Here is a 16,866-nt window from a genome sequence, read left to right as displayed (position 1 = left end):
CAAGGTATCCGTCGTAGGGTGCCGAGCATGGCCCCCTTCGCCCCTCACGCGCTGCTCACCGGCGCTCGGCTGCGGCCCGGTGCGTCTCCGGTCGACATCAGGCTGCGCGAAGGGCGGATCGCCGAGGTCGGGATCGGGCTGGCCCCCGCAGGGGCGGCTGTCCATGACGCCGGGGGAGCGCTCGCGATCCCTGGTCTGTGGGACGGCCACGTGCACTTCGGGCAGTGGGCGGCGATGGCCCGTCGCGTCGATGTCGCGGACACCGCCGGCCCCGAGGAGGTGACCGCCCGGGTGGCACGTCACCTGGCGGTCGAGAGGCCGGCTCCGGGGACCGTCGTGCAGGGTTTCGGCTGGCGGGTCGCCGGCTGGGACCGGCTGCCGAGCACCGCCGAGCTCGACGCGGTCGCGGGGGATCGCCCGGTCATCCTCATCAGCGGCGACTGCCATGCGGGCTGGCTGAGCACTGCCGCCTTCCGCGCACTCGGGCTGCCGGTCCACGAGGGGCACCTCGACGAGGACGAGTGGTTCCCGATCTACCAACGGATGGCCGATCTCCCCGAGGACCAGGCCGTCGTCCGCGCCAGCCTCGACGGCGCGATGCGCGCTGCCGCGGCCAAGGGCGTCGTCGGCATCGGCGACATGGAGTTCGAGGCAGGTCGCCTGGAGTGGCCGGGCCGTACGGCTGCCGGGCTCGACCTGCTGCGGGTGCGCACCTGCACCTACCCGGAGGGGCTCGAGGACGCGATCGCTGCCGGCGTGCGCACCGGCGATGTCCTCGACGAGACCGGTCTGGTGACGATGGGCCCGCTCAAGGTCATCACCGACGGCTCGCTCAACACCCGCACGGCCTGGTGCTGCGAGCCCTTCGTCACCGACGACGACCTCGGCGACCCACACGGCAAGCGCAGCGTCGACCCCGAGGAGCTGACCCAGCTGCTCCGCCGGGCCCACGCCCAGGGACTCGACGGTGCGGTCCACGCCATCGGCGACGCCGCGCTGCTCGACGCCCTCGACGCCTACGCGGCCAGTGGCGCTCACGGCTCCATCGAGCACGCGCAGCTGGTGCGCATGGAGGTGCTCGGACGCTTCGCCGACCTGGGTCTCATCGCCAGCGTGCAGCCTGCCCACCTGCTCGACGACCGCGACTCGACGGAGGCGCTGTGGCCCGACCGGCTCGAGCGCTGCTTCGCCCTGCGCTCGATGTCGGACGCGGGGATCCCCCTGCGTCTGGGGTCGGATGCGCCCGTCTCCCCGCTCGACCCGTGGCTGGCCATGTCGGCCGCGGTGCACCGCAGTGCCGACGATCGGGAGCCGTGGGCGCCCGAGCAGGCGATCACCCCACGCGAAGCATTGCTCGCCTCGACGGACGGGGTGAGCGAGCTGGCTGTCGGCGGGCCCGGGGACATCGTGCTGGTCGACGAGGACCCTTGCCCCGCAGGTCTGTCCGGTACCGCGGAGCAGGCGGCCCGGCTGCGCGAGACGCGGGTGCTCGCGACCTTCGTCGCCGGGCGCCTGACCCACTCCGCCTGACGTCCGGTCTTCGGAGCCCTCGCGGTTGCGGCGACGGACGGGCGTCAGGAGCTGCTCATGCACCGTCTCGTTCCTGTCACCATGGGGGCATGGCCGACACCGAGCTGGCCGAGGTGGCCGACTTCCTCGCCGGGCACGCCCCCTTCGCCGCCCTGCCCGTCCGGGTCCTGCGCGCTCTCCCGGCACGGCTGACGATCCGCTACCACCGCCGGGGCAGCTCGCTCATGGCCGTGGGTGTCGACAACCACGACCTCATCATCGTGCGCTCGGGGGCCATCGAGATCCGTGACGCCGACGGGGGACTGGTCGACCGGTGCGCCGAGGGGTCCACGGCCGGCTCGACGACCCTCGTCGGCTCCAACCCCTCACGCTTCGACGTCGTGGCCATCGAGGACACCCTCGCTCTGCACCTCCCCGGCGAGGTCTTCCACGAGCTGTCGCAGGCGTATCCCGACTTCGCTGACCACTTCGACGCCGAGCGGGCGGACCGGCTGCGGACGGCGGCCTCGTCGGTCGCGACGAACCCGGCGGGCGAGGCGATCCTGCGTACCTCCGCGCGCGACCTGGTCCTCAGGGAGCCCGTCTCGGTCCCCGACGACGTCACGATCGCCGAGGCCGCCCGCGTGATGACCGACGAAGGGGTGTCCTCCCTCCTGGTCATGGACGGGCAGGGACTGGCCGGTATCCTCACCGACCGTGACCTGCGCCGCCGGGTCGTCGCCGCGGGCCTCGACCCTGCGGGGCCGGTGACCTCGGTGATGACGCCCGACCCCGTCGTCGCGGCCGCGGACGCCTCCGCGCTGGAGCTGCTGGTGACGATGACCGAGCGCACGATCCACCACCTGCCGGTGCTCGAGGGCGGGCGGCCGCTCGGAGTCGTCACGACGACGGACCTCATGCGCCTGGAGCGGGTCAACATGGTGCACATCGTCGGCGATGTCTCGAAGCAGCCTGATGTCGCCGGGGTCGTGGCCATGGCGCAGCGCCTGCCCCGACTCGTCGAGCAGCTCGTCGGCCAGGACGTGGCCGCCGGCGACATCACCCGCGTGGTCACGACGGTCGGGGACGCCATCGAGCGTCGGCTCATCACTCTCGCCGAGGACGAGCTCACCGCGGCGGGTCACGGTCCGCCACCGCGCTACTGCTGGATGACTCTGGGCTCCAGGGCTCGGCACGAGCAGGCGCTGGGAGGCGACCAGGACCACGCGGTGATCCTCGCCGACGACGCGCCAGAGGGCGCCGAGGACTACATCGGGGCCCTGGCCGAGATCGTCGTCGCCGGCCTGGAGGCCTGCGGATATCCGCGCTGCGAGGGCGATGTCATGGCGAGCAACCCACGCTGGAGACAGCGGCTGACCGGTTGGCGGCGCGAGTTCCGGCAGTGGATCCACGAGCCGACCTCCGATGCCGTCCTCACGGCCAGCATCTTCTTCGACTCCCGCCCCCTCGCTGGGGACGAGGCACTGCACGCCCGCCTCGCGCAGGACATCGCAACCTGGGCGCCGCAGGGGCACAACTTCCTCGGGCACCTCGTGGCCGCAGCCGTGGCCAACGAGCCACCCCTCGGCTTCTTCCGCGGATTCGTCCTGGCTCGGGCCGGGGACCACAAGGACACGCTCGACCTCAAGCGCGGCGGCGTCGGTGCCATCGTCGACCTCGCTCGCGCCCACGCGCTCGGAGCCGGTCTCGTGTCGGTCAACACCCGCTCGCGGCTGCTCGCCGCGGGCCGTGCCGGCGCGCTCGACCCGGCCATCGCCGCCAGCCTCGTCGACGCGCTGGAGTTCATCTCGCACGTGCGCCTCGCGCACCAGTCCCGGCAGGCCGCCGCCGGTGTCACCCCCGACTCGCGACTGCGACCGAGCGAGCTGACCCCCTTCGAGCAACGCACCCTGCGCGAGGCCTTCCACGTCGTGCGCGCTGCGCAGCAGGCGCTGGCCCAGCGCACCCCGGCACAGCACCTCACCTGATGTTCGGGATCCGCCGATCTCCCCAGCGACGCCGCGAGAGTGCGCTCGTCGCGGCCCCACCCGGGCCACTACGGGACTACCTGTCCGCTCCCTTCGCCGACCCGGGGACGCCCGTCACCGAGCTGTCGCTCCTGGCGCTCGACGTCGAGACCACCGGGCTGGATGTCGAGGAGGACCGCGTCCTCGCGGTCGGCTGGGTGCCTTTGGACGGCCTGTCCATCGACCTGTCGGGCGCGCGGCGACGCGTCCTGGCCACCCGGCGTGACGTGGGGCAGTCGGCCACCGTGCACGGGCTCACCGACGACGCCGTCGCCGCAGGTGACCTGCCGATCGACGTCCTCACGGAGCTGCTCGGGGCGCTGTCCGGGCGGGTCCTGCTCGCGCACCACGCGAGCATCGAGGTCGGCTTCCTCGACGCCGCGTGCCGGCGCGTCCACGGGGTGCCCTTCGTCGCCAGCAGCGTGGACACCCTGCACCTCCAACGACGAGTCCTCACCGAAGGGCTTGGGGCACAACCTGATCCGTTGCCCGGGGCCCTGCGCCTGTGGGCGGCCCGGGAGCGGTACGGGCTGCCTCGATACCGGGCGCACGAACCCCTGACCGATGCCCTGGCCTGTGCCGAGCTCTACCTGGCCCAGGTGGCCGAGATGTCCCAGCGCACGAGCACACCGTTGACGCTCAAGGCGATCCGGGCGACCTGAGGCATGCGGGCACGAGTGAGCCCGGGCCACACGGGAGGCCCGGGCTCACCTGCGACGAGATCAGCTGGCGGTGGTCACCGTGACGCCGTAGTAGTTCGCCGCGTCGACGACCGGCTGGAAGAAGCTGTACGACCCGGCGTTGTAGCCCTGGTTGTACCCGCAGTCGGCGCCGACCGGGCCGCCGGAGGTCATGCCCTGGGCGAGGTTGCCGACGCCGATGTAGGCGCCGCCGGAGTCGCCGCCCTCGGTGCACACGCTGGCCTCGGCGAGCCCGGAGACCTGGGTGCCGCCGTAGTTGACGGTGCGGTTGTAGGCCTTGATCGTCCCGCAGGTCCACCCCGTCGTGTTGCCGGCCTTGCAGATCTCCGAGCCGACGGCGTTCTTGCTGGCGCCCTGCACGGCGTAGTAGCCGGAGTGCCCGCGGCTGTCGACGTAGGGCTGGCCCACATCCTCGGAGTCGATGTCCATCAGGCCCATGTCGACGCTGCTGGAGCCCTCGTGGAAGCGGGTGTGGGTGCCCGCGCCGATGTGGGTGCCGTTGGCGTCGAGGATGTCGGGCAGGCCCTCCACGCAGTGGCCCGCGGTGAGCAGGACGTTGTTGCCGCTGGAGGTGGTGCCGGGGAAGCCGAGGCTGCAGTTGGTGCCGGGGGAGAGGTCCATGATCCGGCCGGGGACGACATCGGCCTGGGTCGTGAGCTCGTCAGCCGTCGTGACGGTGACCTTGTCCATTGTCGAGAGCTTCGTGCGCAGGCCCTTCGGGGCGTCGGCGGCCAGGCGCACCTCGACGACCCCCTTGGTCAGGTTGGGTCCGACGGTGACGACGTGGTCCGAGGCCTTGCCGGCCGTGGACAGGACGCGATCGGCGATCCTGTCGAGGCCGCTCTGGCTGGTGCTGGTGCTCGGGCGCAGACCGGCGGCGCGGACCGTGGCGGCGTCGGCGGACGAGGTGACCCCGACGACGAGCTGGGTGCCGTCGAACCACGCACCGTCGGCGTCGACCCCCTTCGCCTCCAGTGACCGCAGGGAGGACTGCTTGTCGTCCTTGATCGCGAGGAAGCTCTTCGCCTCGGCCCGGGTCTTGCCGTCACGCTCCATGACGAACGAGGTCATCGGGTCGGCCTTCTGGATCTGGGCGTCGGGTACGTCCGCCGCAGAGGCCAAGGGGGCCATCACGATGCCGGCACCGAGGAGTGCTCCGGTGAGGGTCAGGGTGGTGCGCAGGGTCATTGCCTTCTCCTTGTCACTGGCCGGGGTGTCCGGCTCGTGAGTCGAAGGTGGCGGTCCGTCGCCCGGTGCGCCACGGCTCCTGACCAATTTGCGGCCTGGTCTGACCAAGTCCGGGCCGGATCGCGGCATCCGATGACGGAGCGAAGGGGGATTCTCACCGATCGCACTCACCGTTCACGCCAACTTCACACGCGCGGGTTTGCACTCCCGACCCACCTCCTCTAAACTGGAATCATTCCAATCGACGTGACGCTCAAGTAGGTCGCGTCGCTGGAGTCACCTGAACCCCAGAGATGCACAGGAGATCAACGCATGTCCCTCATCAACACCCAGATCAAGCCCTTCCAGGCCACCGGCTACATCAACGGTGAGTTCAAGGACTACTCCGAGGCGGACATCGCCGGCAAGTGGGCGATCTTCTTCTTCTACCCGGCGGACTTCACCTTCGTCTGCCCGACCGAGCTCGAGGACCTGGCCGGCCAGTACGACGCCGAGCTCAAGGGCTTGGGCGTCGAGGTCTTCTCCGTCTCGACCGACACGCACTTCACGCACAAGGCGTGGCACGAGACCTCCGACGCGGTCGGCAAGGTCACCTACCCGATGCTCGGCGACCCGACCGCCACCATCTCGCGCAACTTCGACATCCTGCGTGAGGACGAGGGTCTGGCCAACCGTGGCACCTTCCTCGTCGACCCCGATGGCGTGATCCAGTTCCTCGAGATCACCGCCGAGGGCATCGGCCGCAACGCCGCCGAGCTCGTCCGCAAGGTCAAGGCTGCGCAGTACGTGCGCAACAACCCGGGCGAGGTCTGCCCGGCCAAGTGGGAAGAGGGCGCCGAGACGCTCGCCCCCAGCCTGGACCTCGTCGGCAAGATCTGATCCACCTGTACTGACGCATCTCGGGTGGGGGGCGGCGCTGGCCGCTGCCCCCCACCCACCCCCTCAACATTCCCCCTTCGCTCGTCAGGAGTCGCTCGCACCATGGCCCTCGATCCCGCCCTCGCCACCCAGCTCAAGGCCTACTTGGACAACCTCCGCGAGCCGATCGAGCTCGTCGCCTCCCTCGACGCGAGCCCCAAGTCCGCTGAGCTCGACGACCTGCTCGTCGAGATCGAGGGCATGAGCGAGCAGATCACCCGCCGTGTGGCCGAAGGGAGTGACCTGGACGAACGCGTCCCCTCCTTCGCCATCGCCCGGGTGTCCGACCCTGCCGTGTCCGTGCGCTTCGCCGGCATCCCCATGGGCCACGAGTTCACCTCCCTCGTCCTGGCGCTGCTGCAAGTCGGCGGTCACCCGAGCAAGGCCTCCCAGGACCTGATCAACCAGGTCAAGGGGCTGCAGGGTGAGCACCACTTCGAGACCTTCTTCTCCCTGAGCTGCCAGAACTGCCCGGACGTCGTCCAGGCGCTCAACCTGATGAGCGTGCTCAACCCCGGCATCACGCACACCGCCATCGACGGCGCGGTCTTCCCGACCGAGGCCGAGCAGCGGGGCGTCCTCGCCGTGCCCACCGTCTTTCACAACGGTGAGACCTTCGGCTCCGGCCGCATGGAGCTGGCCGAGATCGTCGGCAAGGTCGACGAGCTGTCCGGGGGTGACTCCGCGGCCCGCGCTGCCGAGGAGCTCACCGCCCGCGAGCCCTACGAGGTCCTCGTCGTCGGTGGTGGCCCCGCCGGCGCGTCCGCCGCGATCTACGCCGCGCGCAAGGGCATCCGCACCGGCCTCGTGGCCGAGCGCTTCGGCGGCCAGGTCCTCGACACGATGTCGATCGAGAACCTCATCTCGGTCCCGCACACCGAGGGCCCCAAGCTCGCTGCCGACCTCGAGCGCCACGTCAACGAGTACGACGTCGAGATGGTCCGCAGCCAAGCCGCTGCCGGCCTCACCGCCGGCGACGACGGCCTGACGCGGGTCGACCTCGGCAACGGCGCGAGCCTGTCCGGCAAGACGGTCATCCTGGCGACCGGTGCCCGCTGGCGCACCATGGGCGTCCCCGGCGAGGAGGACTACCGCAACAAGGGCGTCACCTTCTGCCCGCACTGCGATGGTCCGCTCTTCAAGGGCAAGCGCATCGCCGTCATCGGCGGCGGCAACTCCGGCGTCGAGGCCGCGATCGACCTGGCCGGCATCGTCGGTCATGTCACCCTCATCGAGTTCATGGACGACATGCGCGCCGACGAGGTCCTGCAGCGCAAGCTGCGCTCGCTGCCCAATGTCGAGATCCGTCTGGGCACCAAGACGACCGAGGTCATCGGTGACGGCAGCAAGGTCACCGGCCTGGCGATCGAGCCGCGTGACGGTGGCGAGGGTGAGCAGCTCGAGCTCGAGGGCGTCTTCGTCCAGATCGGCCTGCTGCCCAACACCGAGTGGCTCGGCGATGCCCTGGAGCTGTCCGAGCGCGGTGAGATCGTCATCGACGGTGTCGGCCGGACCAGCCTCCCCGGTGTCTTCGCTGCCGGTGACTGCACGGTCGAGCCCTACAAGCAGATCGTCACGGCGTTGGGTGCCGGGTCGACGGCCTCGCTGAGCGCCTTCGACCACCTCATCCGCACGAGTGCCCCCGACGAGGAGTCGGCGATCGCGGCGACCAAGGCGGCCGACGGCCCGCTCGAGGCGGGCGACCAAATCGACGTCCCCGACTCGGTCGGCGCCTCCGCCTGAGCGTGCACTCGATAGCGTCTGAGCAACACCTCTTCGACCCCAGGAGCGAGCATGAGCGAGCAGATCGACCTCACCGACCACGGACCGGCCCCCTATGTCGTCAACATCGAGTCGGCCACGCTGCAGAACACCAACTACCGCTCCACGCTGTGGACCGGCCAGTACATGCAGCTGACCGTCATGGCCATCGCGCCCGGCGATGACATCGGGCTGGAGGTCCACGAGGACCACGACCAGTTCCTGCGCGTCGAGGAGGGCCGCGGCCGCGCCCAGATGGGACCGGCCAAGGACGACCTGTCCTTCGACCGTGAGGTCGGCGACGACGACATCATCATGGTGCCGGCCGGTCAGTGGCACAACGTCACCAACATCGGTGACGAGCCGCTGAAGGTCTACTCCCTCTACGGCCCGCCGGAGCACGTCCACGGCACGGTCCATGCGACCAAGGCCGACCAGGACGCCGACCCCAACGAGCACTGATCACGACGCAGAGGGTGGGGCTCGCCGAGAGGTGGGTCCCACCCTTCGTCATGCAGTGGCACCGTAGGTGACCGGCGAGTAACGTCGCGTCCATGAAGAGCACCATCGAGTACACACACCTCGCGGGCGACGGCGAGCCGGTCGTCCTCATCCACGGCATCGGTCACCGGCGCCAGGCGTGGGGGGAGGTGCCTGCACTGCTCCACGCGCGCGGTCACGATGTCTACGTCGTCGACCTCCCCGGCCACGGATCCTCCCCGGTGCCCGCCCGCCCCGATGGGTACTCGATGAGCAGCCACGCAGAGCAGTTCGAGCGTCTCTTCCGGCAGCTGGGCATCGACCGGCCGCACGTCGTGGGCAACTCCCTCGGCGGTGCGATGGCCCTCGAGCTGGCTCGCCGCGGCATCGTGCGCAGCGCGACCGTGCTCTCCCCGGCGGGCTTCTTCCCCGTGCTCCACCTGCCCAATGTGGCGGCCAACCTGCTCTTCATGAAGGCAGGCAGCCACCTGCCCGAGGCGTTGCACCGCAGGCTCAACGCGCACGTCTGGTTCCGCAAGCTCGCCTTCCGCTCGCTCTACACCCACCCGGACAAGGTCGCGGCCGAGGATGCGGTCGCTGACACCCTCAACCTGCGTCGTGCCAAGGGCTTTTGGCCGCACTTCGTGCGCGCGACCTTCCTGCGCGTGACCGGTCACGTCATCGTGCCGACGACGATCGCCTGGGGTGACACCGACCGCCTGCTGCTGCCCTCCGAGGCCAAGATCGCGCGCGAGCGGCTGCCCGAGGCGACCCACGTCAGCCTGCCGGACTGTGGCCACTGCCCGCAGATCGATCACCCGGACCTCGTCATCGACGCCATCACCGCGACGATGACGCGCTCCGAGGACAAGACGGCGGTCTGACGCACGTCGCCCGAGCCTTCACGTCCCCCGCATGGGCGGCTGTACTCATCGCGTTCCCCGGAGGCTGAGCAATCGCACGGTGCCGGGTGCCCCCTTCGCCGACGACGATCGGTCTCGACGGTCACTGATCGTCGGGACCGGGGACCTCGCCCCGGCTCCAGGGGACAAGGGAGAACACGATGACTGCTCGACGCACCTCACGGACCAGCTCGAAGATCGGCGCGGTGCTCGCGACCGCCGCGCTCGCCATGACCGGGATGGCGCTCACCGCCGCGCCGGCCTCCGCGGCCGAGGGCGGCACCGAATGCCCGCCCGCCACCAGCCCGCCGTCGCCCAACACCTGGATCGACTCGCGCACTGGCGGATATCGCGGCGTCCGCAAGGTCTCGGACGAGAGGGGGCCCGCCGGCAAGTACGCGATGTGGTCGATCCAGGAGTACGAGACCTTCGGTCACGACTTCTACCAGCAGGAGACCTGGGACGTCGACTGGCTGCGCGGAGCGACCCGCACGGACTGCACGCGGGAGGAGCGCAAGCCTCAGCCGCCGAAGCCGAGCGGCGGCGGCGGCGGTAGCTCCTCCGGTGGCCTCGGCGGTGGCGGCACGTTGTGGATGTCGTTCCCCTCCGGGGGAGCCGAGCCGGATCGCTACGGCGTCGTGGGCGACATCCAGCCCCTCTGAGGCGACACGCGACGGCAGCGGCGCGGACCGACCACGGTCCGCGCCGCTCAGCGCACCCGCACGATGCCGTGCGCGCCCCGCTCCGCGTCGGTCATCACGTGGTTGACGAAGGGGTAGCGGCCGGCCTGCGGGAAGGTCAGCTCGACGAACCCGCCCTGCGCGGGCAGCAGCCCGAGCGCCTGTGACCCGGCAGTCGGCCCACCGACCTCGTCAGGCCCGCCGATGCGGTAGGCGCCCTCCTGCCAGACCGTGTCGAACTGTCCGCCGACGACGTGGAAGGAGACCGGCCCGTCCGGTCCGGCGTCGAGCGCCCAGAAGCGCACCCGCTCGCCGACGCGAGCGGTGAGGGGGTCCGCGTCGTACTGGAAGGCACGTCCGTTGAAGGCCGTCGCCACCGGCTCACCGCTGGTGTCCTCGCCCGCGTGGAGCTCGGACGCTGTGAGGACGTAGGAGCGGTCGACCTCTGGCAGGTCGAGCGGCTCGATGACGACGGCACCGAACATGCCTTGGGCGATGTGCGTCGACATCGGCATCGTCGAGCAGTGGTACATCCAGATCCCGGCGCGCTCGGCGGTGAAGGTGTACGTCAGTCGCTTGCCCGGAGCGATGGTGCGCATGGGCTTGTCAGGGGCCAGGGAGCCGGCGTGGAAGTCGATCGAATGCCCGATACTGCCGTCGTTGACCAGGGTGATGACGAAGCGGTCGCCGACGCGGCCGTGCAGCGTGGGGCCGGGGGCGCTGCCGCCGAAGGTCCAGCGGGTGCGGGTGACTCCCGGCGCCACCTCGACCTCGATCTCCTGCACCCGGAGCGTCACGCGGTGGGTTCGCTTGTCGGACAGCGGTGGGAGAGAGGCATCGTCGGCCGTGAAGCCCTCAGGCCACGTGGCTCCCGGCTGCAGGGCGAAGGCGCCGTCCGCGGCCTTGTCGTGGCCGGCGTGGGGCGAGGTCGCGGCCGCGTCCACAGGCGCCCCGGTGACAACGATGTCGAAGGTCATCCCCATCGCCCGGTGGCCGGTGACGGTGCACCACCCCTGCCGGTCGGCGCCGACGATGCCGACGTCGAGGGTGGCGGACTCTCCCTGCGTCAGGCGTGGGGTCCGGGTGTCGTCGTCGAGGTGGAGGTCGTGCACGGTGCTGCCGTCGCTGTTGGTGAGGGTGATGACCAGACGGTCGCCCGCAGGGACCTCGACGCGGGAGGGGCTGAAGGTCATGTCGGCCTTCGCCTCCACGGCGACCGTGGTCGTGTGGCCGGTCGGGCTCACGGCGGTGGCGGCGGTGCTGGCGCTGCCGCCGTCCAGGACGGGTTGCAGGGCCGGGCCCGCCGCGAGGGCGAGGGCCACGAGCGTCACGCCCGCCATGAGCTGGGTGCGGGGGAAGGGCGGCTCGAGCACTCGCGCAGCCTCGGCGCGCCCCTGCTCCAAGCCTGCACGGCGATCCTCAGGGGTGGCCAGCGCGGCCTCCTTGCGGGTGGCGACGACCCGCTTGATCGTGGTCAGCAGGATCGGGATGAAGGCGGCCATGCCCACGAGCACGAGGGCCGTGAGGACGACGCGCGTGCCGGAGGAGACGGGCAGGAGGGCCAGGGCAAAGGGCGCGTTGATGGTGACGATGCGGGTCATGCCGAGACGGTCGAAGCCCTCGATGCCCACCCGGACCACCCGCGGGCCGCCGCCGATGACGGCCGGGACGAGGTGGCTCAGTGCGCCGGTCAGCACCTGCAGCCCGAAGCCGACGACGAGCACGGCCGCGACCCGCCCGTAGCCGGTGGCCATCGCGGTGAAGTCGTCGGCGGTCGCCACCCGCCAGGCGACCATGCCGATGCCGACGAGGAACCACGCGGCTCCAGCCATGACGGACCACGAGGCGAAGTGGCGCGGCGGCTTCTGCCGGGCCGGTGCGACGAATGAGCGGGCGGTCCACAGCAGCGAGACGAGATAGCCGGCCACACCGGCGAGGAGCAGCCAGCGCCACCCGAGGAGAGCACCGGTGCAGGCGATGGCCAGCCCGCCGACCAGGCCGGGGAGCGACTGGCGGGCGCGGCGCTCAGCGGCGTCGTCCATCCGGGCGCGCAGGATCGTCGGCCACAACGTGATGAGCGTGCCCGTGACGGTGATGCCGACCCAGCCGAGCACGTTGACGAGGGAGTGGGCGAGCAGCAGGCGGGCGTGCATCTCCTCGCCCTGGCCGCGGGCCAGCAGGACGCCGAGGGTGGCGCCGACGGGAAGGAAGGCGGCGGAGGCCAGGTAGTGGTGGACGACGATGCGAAATCGCCCGGGCAGGGCGCCGCGCAGCCGTCGCCCGAGCTGCCAGGCATGCCAGACCACTGCGACGACGACGGCGATCGCGCCGACGAGGGTCACCCACCACCAGGTCGTCGGGACGCCGACGAGGACGGCGAGGATGCCGACGTGGAGCAGGACCAGGCGACGGTTCTGCATCGCGCGCACGTCGATGTCGGGGTTGTTCTTCAGCAGCGTCGTCGCGAAGTGTGCGCTCCACACCATGATCGAGTGGGTGAGGCCACCGAGGGCGACCATGTGCACCATCAGCCAGGTCGCGTCAGGGACGAAGGGGTGGACCAGCGCTGTGAGCGCGGCGGCCATCAGCCACAGCACGCCGGGGCGGTCGCGCATAGCCCAGACCCCGCCCGGTCCGCGGGGCGGGGCGGTCGGCCGGCCGGTCACGGTGCGGTGGGTGGAGCGGATCGTGGTGCGGGAGCCACCGGGACGGCCGCGGCGGTCAGGGCGTCGACCTCGTCCCAGTCGTCGCCGCGCAGGGTCGTGAGCGAGGCGGGGAAGAGGCCGTCCTCCTCGCGCTCGATGTGCGAGCGCAGCTGCTTGTAGAAGCGGTCGGCGAGGTCGCTCTCACCTGCGCCGACCCGGGCCAGCAGCTCGTCGAGGGTGACGTGCTCGCCGCACAGGGAGTCGATGTAGGGGGTGAAGTCCTCGTCCCGGCGCAGGACCGCGAAGAGACCCGCCTCCTCCGCGACGGTGTGCGGCGCGAGCAGTGCGGCCACCTCGTCGACGAGCTCGACGACCTCGTCGGTGGCGCCCGCTGCTGCCGCGCGCCGCAGCAGGCCGGTCGCGTTGATCAGCTCCTCGTGCTCAGCGGTGAATCGGCCGATCATGTCGATCGACTGGCAGCCGCAGTAGGAGCACATCGGTCAGACTGCGCGGGTCAGGCGCAGGGTCCAGGCCTCGGGGCCCTCGACGAGGTACTCGACCGACCAGACACCCGGCTCGAGGCCCTCGACCTGGCGCAGCAGGGGCTGAGGGTCGTGCGGCGCGACGAGGTCGAGCGAGCGGCCCGGGCGGATGGCCGAGAGAGCTCCGATGACGGTCGCGTGCCGGATGGCCCGCGGGATGGGGCGCACGTCGAGGGCAGGGATGTCCTCGGCCATCTGCAGGTTGGTCTCGGTCATGGTGTGTCCCTTCGCAGGTGGCTGGCGGGTCCTGTTGCCCGACGTCCATCAATTTACTACATTGGGAGCCGTGAAAAACAATCCTCTCGGCCCCCGCCCTGCACCCGAGGCGGATCCCGGTGGTCTCGGTGCGGCGGGACTGGTCCTGGCCGCGATCCGTGAGGCCGCGGGACCCGTGCGCGTCGGTGAGATCGCTCAGGCCGTGGGCTCGCACGACAACACCGTGCGTGGGCACCTGGCCGCCCTCCTCGAGCTCGGCCTGGTCGAGTCCGAGGCCGCCCCGGCGCAGGGGCGGGGGCGCCCCGCGGTGCTGTACTCGGCCGAGCCCCGGCCGGGTGTGCGCACCGACGAGTTCCGCTCCCTCGCAGGTGCCTTCGCTGCAGACCTGGTCACGCAGGGGAGCGGCCGGCAGGTGCGTGAGCGGGCCCGTCGGATCGGTCGGACCTGGGGCGAGAGTCTGACCCCACCGCCGGCGAAGGGGGCCGCCCCGCAGGATCTCGACAGCGTCCTGGCCGACCTCGGTTTCGGGCCGCAACGCGATGCGGACGTGGTCCGCCTGACCACCTGCCCCTTGCTCGACCTGGCCGTCGCCAACCCCGACGTGATCTGCCAGGTCCACCTGGGTCTCGTCGACGGGATCATCGACAGGGGTGAGGGTGACGCGGAGGCCGAGCTCACCCCCTTCGCCGAGCCCGGTGCGTGCCTGTTGCGGGTGCCGCGGACGGCCTAGCCCTGGGGATGCAGGCCGGCCGATGCACCACAGGCCGCGGAAGCGTATGTTACTGGTGAGAAACAATCCACCGTGATGGAAGGTCATCGATGACTGCCGCACCCGAGGGGCACGCCCCCCAGCACTCCGCCAGCGCCGAGCTGCCAGATCGCGTCGACGTGCTCGTCGTCGGCGCCGGCTTGTCGGGCATCGGGGCCGCCCACCGCATCCGCGAGGCCAACCCCGGCATCGCGCTGGCGATCCTCGAGGCGCGTGAGGTGACCGGCGGGACGTGGGACCTCTTCCGCTACCCGGGCGTGCGCTCGGACTCGGACATGTTCACGCTGTCCTTCCCCTTCCGTCCGTGGGAGGGGCGCAAGGCGATCGCGGACGGCGGCGACATCCTCGACTACATCCGCGAGACGGCGCGCGAGTCGGGCCTCGAGGAGCTGATCCACACCGGGCACCGCGCGGTCGCGGCGAGCTGGTCGAGCGACGATCAGGAGTGGACCGTCGAGGTCGACTCCCCGGCCGGGCGCCGCCAGGTGCGCGCCGGGTTCATCCATCTGGGCAGCGGCTACTACAACTACGAGCAGGCACACGATGCGGGCTTCGAGGGGGTCGAGGACTTCCGCGGGAGGGTCATCCACCCGCAGTTCTGGCCCGAGGACCTCGAGCACGCGGGCAAGCGCGTCGTCGTCATCGGCTCCGGCGCGACCGCCGTCACCGTCGTGCCCGCGATGGCCGAGGCCGCCGCGCACGTGACGATGCTCCAGCGCACCCCGAGCTATGTCTTCGGGCAGCCCGGGGTTGACCCCTTCGTCCAGGCCCTCCGCAAGCGGCTCAGCCCCCAGGCCGTGCAGAAGGCGGCGCGGGTGAAGAACCTCGGCATGCAGTACTTCCTCTACGAGCTCTCCAGGTGGCGGCCCAAGGCGGCCAACAAGATCGCCCTGACCGAGCTGCGCCGGCACCTGCCCAAGGACGTCGTCGACGAGCACTTCACCCCGCCCTACAACGTGTGGGACCAGCGGCTGTGCGCCGTGCCGGACGGCGACCTCTACACCGCGATCCGCACCGGCCGTGCGGATGTCGTCACCGGGCACATCGACCGCTTCGTGCCGGAGGGCGTGCGGCTGACCGACGGGCGGGTCGTCGAGGCCGACATCGTCGTCACCGCGACCGGCCTGCTGCTCAAGCTGCTCGGCGGCATGGAGTTCACCGTCGACGGCGAGGCCGTGCAGATGGAGCGCGCCTTCGCCTACCGTGGTCTCATGCTCGCGGGGGTGCCCAATGTGTCGATGACCGTGGGATACGTCAACGCCTCGTGGACGCTGCGCGCCGATCTCGTCAGCAGGTACGTGGCCTCGCTCATCGCCCACATGCGCGACCGCGGTCTGGGTGCAGCAGTCCCCGTCGCCCCGGACGGCATGACCGCCGGTCCGATCCTCGACCTCACGGCGGGCTACGTCCAGCGCGTCGTCGCGGCCTTCCCCAAGGTCGGGGACCGCGCGCCGTGGACGATGCCGCAGAACTACGTCAAGGACAAGATCGCCTTCGCGCGGGCGGACGTCACGACTGACATGCACTTCCTGCCCGTGGGGGCGAAGGGGGCGAGCCTCCCGCAGGGTGCGCAGGCACCGGCCGAGCTCCCGCTGCCGGGGACGTCGAGCAATGCCGACGGCTCGCCCGGCGACGTCCGCGACGAGACCCTCGAAGTGGCCCGGTGAACCGCCCCGAGCTCGTCGTCGCAGGCGGGACCGCGGTCGTCACCGGTGCGGCAGGCGGCATGGGAGAACACATCGCCAAGGGCCTGGCGCGGCGAGGCGCTGACCTCGTCGTCCTCGACCGTGACGCCGACGGGCTGGCGCGAGTCGTCGCCGACATCGGCCGCGAGACCCCGGGTGCACAGGTGACGACCCATGTCGTGGACCTTGCGGACCGGGCAGCGGCCGATGAGGTCATCGCGCGCATCCGGGACGCGCACCCGGGCGTGACGATGCTCTTCAACAACGCCGGCGTGGCTGTCGGCGGGCGCTTCACGCAGGTGGACGCCGAGGACTTCGACTGGCTGCTCGAGATCAACCTGCTCGCGCCCATCCGCTTCACCCGCGCCCTGCTGCCGGTCATGCTCGAAAACGGGGAGGGACAGGTGGTCAACACCTCGAGCCTCTTCGGGCTCGTCGGGCCGCCCGGGCAGAGCGCCTACTGCACGAGCAAGTTCGGCCTGCGAGGCTTCAGCGAGTCGCTGCGCAGCGAGCTCGAGGAGGAGGACCAGCCGGTGGGTGTCACGGTCGTCCACCCCGGCGGCATCAAGACCAACATCGCCGTCAACGCGCGGGTCGCGGGCGGGGTCGATCCGCAGGAGGCCGAGAGCAACCGACGGGCCTTCGCCAGGATGCTCAGCTATCCCGCGGACAAGGCCGCCGAGGAGATCATCGAGGCCGCGATCGCCCGTCGGCCGCGGCTGCTCATCGGCAACGACGCCAAGGCGCTCGACAAGATCGCGCGTCTCTCACCGTCGCGGTACTGGTCGCTGATGAGCCGTGCGATGGCCCTGGCGGCGAAGCGGAAGTAGCGGCTGCCACGAT

General features: G+C 71.0%; 15 protein-coding genes. 11 read left to right on the top strand and 4 right to left on the bottom strand.

Translation table 11 applies throughout. The annotated features are described in order from the left end of the window. Positions 1-27 precede the first annotated feature (27 nt). The 3 genes from JLI01S_RS05920 to JLI01S_RS05910 all read left to right on the top strand — a co-directional run bounded on the left by JLI01S_RS05920 (position 28) and on the right by JLI01S_RS05910 (position 4,198). Positions 28-1,530: an amidohydrolase gene (locus JLI01S_RS05920; protein WP_068261480.1), complete on the top strand. Its 1,503-nt coding sequence runs from the start codon at positions 28-30 to the stop codon at positions 1,528-1,530. 89 nt (positions 1,531-1,619) lie between these two features. Continuing rightward, positions 1,620-3,497, top strand: coding sequence for a DUF294 nucleotidyltransferase-like domain-containing protein (locus JLI01S_RS05915; protein ID WP_068261477.1), 1,878 nt, complete (start codon positions 1,620-1,622; stop codon positions 3,495-3,497). After that, complete coding sequence (locus JLI01S_RS05910) at positions 3,497-4,198, top strand: exonuclease domain-containing protein (RefSeq protein WP_068261474.1); 702 nt, start codon at positions 3,497-3,499, stop codon at positions 4,196-4,198. The genes JLI01S_RS05915 and JLI01S_RS05910 overlap by 1 nt, the downstream gene beginning before the upstream one ends. 60 nt (positions 4,199-4,258) lie before the next feature. On the opposite strand, the gene JLI01S_RS05905 is transcribed toward JLI01S_RS05910, so the two are convergent. Next, entirely contained in the window at positions 4,259-5,425 is a 1,167-nt protein-coding gene (locus JLI01S_RS05905; RefSeq protein ID WP_068261471.1) for a S1 family peptidase, read from the bottom strand. 312 nt (positions 5,426-5,737) lie between these two features. On the opposite strand from JLI01S_RS05905, the gene ahpC reads away from it, so the two are divergent. The 5 genes from ahpC (at position 5,738) to JLI01S_RS05880 (ending at position 10,148) form a co-directional block, all read left to right on the top strand. Further along, positions 5,738-6,304: an alkyl hydroperoxide reductase subunit C gene (ahpC, locus tag JLI01S_RS05900; RefSeq protein ID WP_068261470.1), complete on the top strand. Its 567-nt coding sequence runs from the start codon at positions 5,738-5,740 to the stop codon at positions 6,302-6,304. 102 nt (positions 6,305-6,406) lie between these two features. Then, positions 6,407-8,086: an alkyl hydroperoxide reductase subunit F gene (ahpF, locus tag JLI01S_RS05895; protein WP_068261467.1), complete on the top strand. Its 1,680-nt coding sequence runs from the start codon at positions 6,407-6,409 to the stop codon at positions 8,084-8,086. Positions 8,087-8,137: 51 nt separating this feature from the next. Next, the gene (locus JLI01S_RS05890; protein ID WP_068261464.1) at positions 8,138-8,566 is read left to right on the top strand and encodes a cupin domain-containing protein; all 429 of its coding nucleotides are present in this window, start codon (positions 8,138-8,140) and stop codon (positions 8,564-8,566) included. Between the two features lie 92 nt (positions 8,567-8,658). Further along, on the top strand, positions 8,659-9,468 hold the full coding sequence (locus JLI01S_RS05885; RefSeq protein ID WP_068261462.1) for an alpha/beta fold hydrolase: 810 nt from the start codon (positions 8,659-8,661) through the stop codon (positions 9,466-9,468). 179 nt (positions 9,469-9,647) lie between these two features. Next, positions 9,648-10,148 (top strand): hypothetical protein, encoded by a 501-nt coding sequence (locus JLI01S_RS05880; RefSeq protein ID WP_068261460.1) that lies wholly within the window; start codon positions 9,648-9,650, stop codon positions 10,146-10,148. Positions 10,149-10,195: 47 nt separating this feature from the next. Here the strand turns inward: JLI01S_RS05880 and JLI01S_RS05875 are convergent, their stop codons facing one another. The 3 genes from JLI01S_RS05875 to JLI01S_RS05865 are packed head-to-tail and all read right to left on the bottom strand — an operon-like array spanning position 10,196 to position 13,569. Beyond that, positions 10,196-12,781 carry a multicopper oxidase domain-containing protein gene (locus tag JLI01S_RS05875; protein WP_068261457.1) on the bottom strand — a complete coding sequence of 862 codons (2,586 nt, stop codon included), beginning with the start codon at positions 12,779-12,781 and terminating at the stop codon, positions 10,196-10,198. 47 nt (positions 12,782-12,828) lie between these two features. After that, the gene (locus JLI01S_RS05870) at positions 12,829-13,308 is read right to left on the bottom strand and encodes a hemerythrin domain-containing protein (RefSeq protein ID WP_068261454.1); all 480 of its coding nucleotides are present in this window, start codon (positions 13,306-13,308) and stop codon (positions 12,829-12,831) included. Between the two features lie 3 nt (positions 13,309-13,311). Continuing rightward, positions 13,312-13,569 (bottom strand): DUF2249 domain-containing protein, encoded by a 258-nt coding sequence (locus JLI01S_RS05865; RefSeq protein ID WP_068261450.1) that lies wholly within the window; start codon positions 13,567-13,569, stop codon positions 13,312-13,314. Positions 13,570-13,639: 70 nt separating this feature from the next. Between JLI01S_RS05865 and JLI01S_RS05860 the strand changes: the two genes are divergently transcribed. The 3 genes from JLI01S_RS05860 (at position 13,640) to JLI01S_RS05850 (ending at position 16,853) form a co-directional block, all read left to right on the top strand. Next, positions 13,640-14,299 (top strand): helix-turn-helix transcriptional regulator, encoded by a 660-nt coding sequence (locus JLI01S_RS05860; protein WP_068261447.1) that lies wholly within the window; start codon positions 13,640-13,642, stop codon positions 14,297-14,299. Positions 14,300-14,388: 89 nt separating this feature from the next. Beyond that, positions 14,389-16,005: a flavin-containing monooxygenase gene (locus tag JLI01S_RS05855; protein ID WP_068261445.1), complete on the top strand. Its 1,617-nt coding sequence runs from the start codon at positions 14,389-14,391 to the stop codon at positions 16,003-16,005. Then, positions 16,002-16,853, top strand: a complete 852-nt coding sequence (locus JLI01S_RS05850) for an SDR family NAD(P)-dependent oxidoreductase (RefSeq protein WP_084349226.1) — start codon at positions 16,002-16,004, stop codon at positions 16,851-16,853. The genes JLI01S_RS05855 and JLI01S_RS05850 overlap by 4 nt, the downstream gene beginning before the upstream one ends. Positions 16,854-16,866 lie beyond the last annotated feature (13 nt).

The organism is Janibacter limosus NBRC 16128, from assembly GCF_001570985.1.
GTDB lineage: Bacteria > Actinomycetota > Actinomycetes > Actinomycetales > Dermatophilaceae > Janibacter > Janibacter limosus.
The sequence above is the reverse complement of the archived record's forward strand: the minus strand, read 5'-3'. Positions and strand labels throughout refer to the sequence as shown.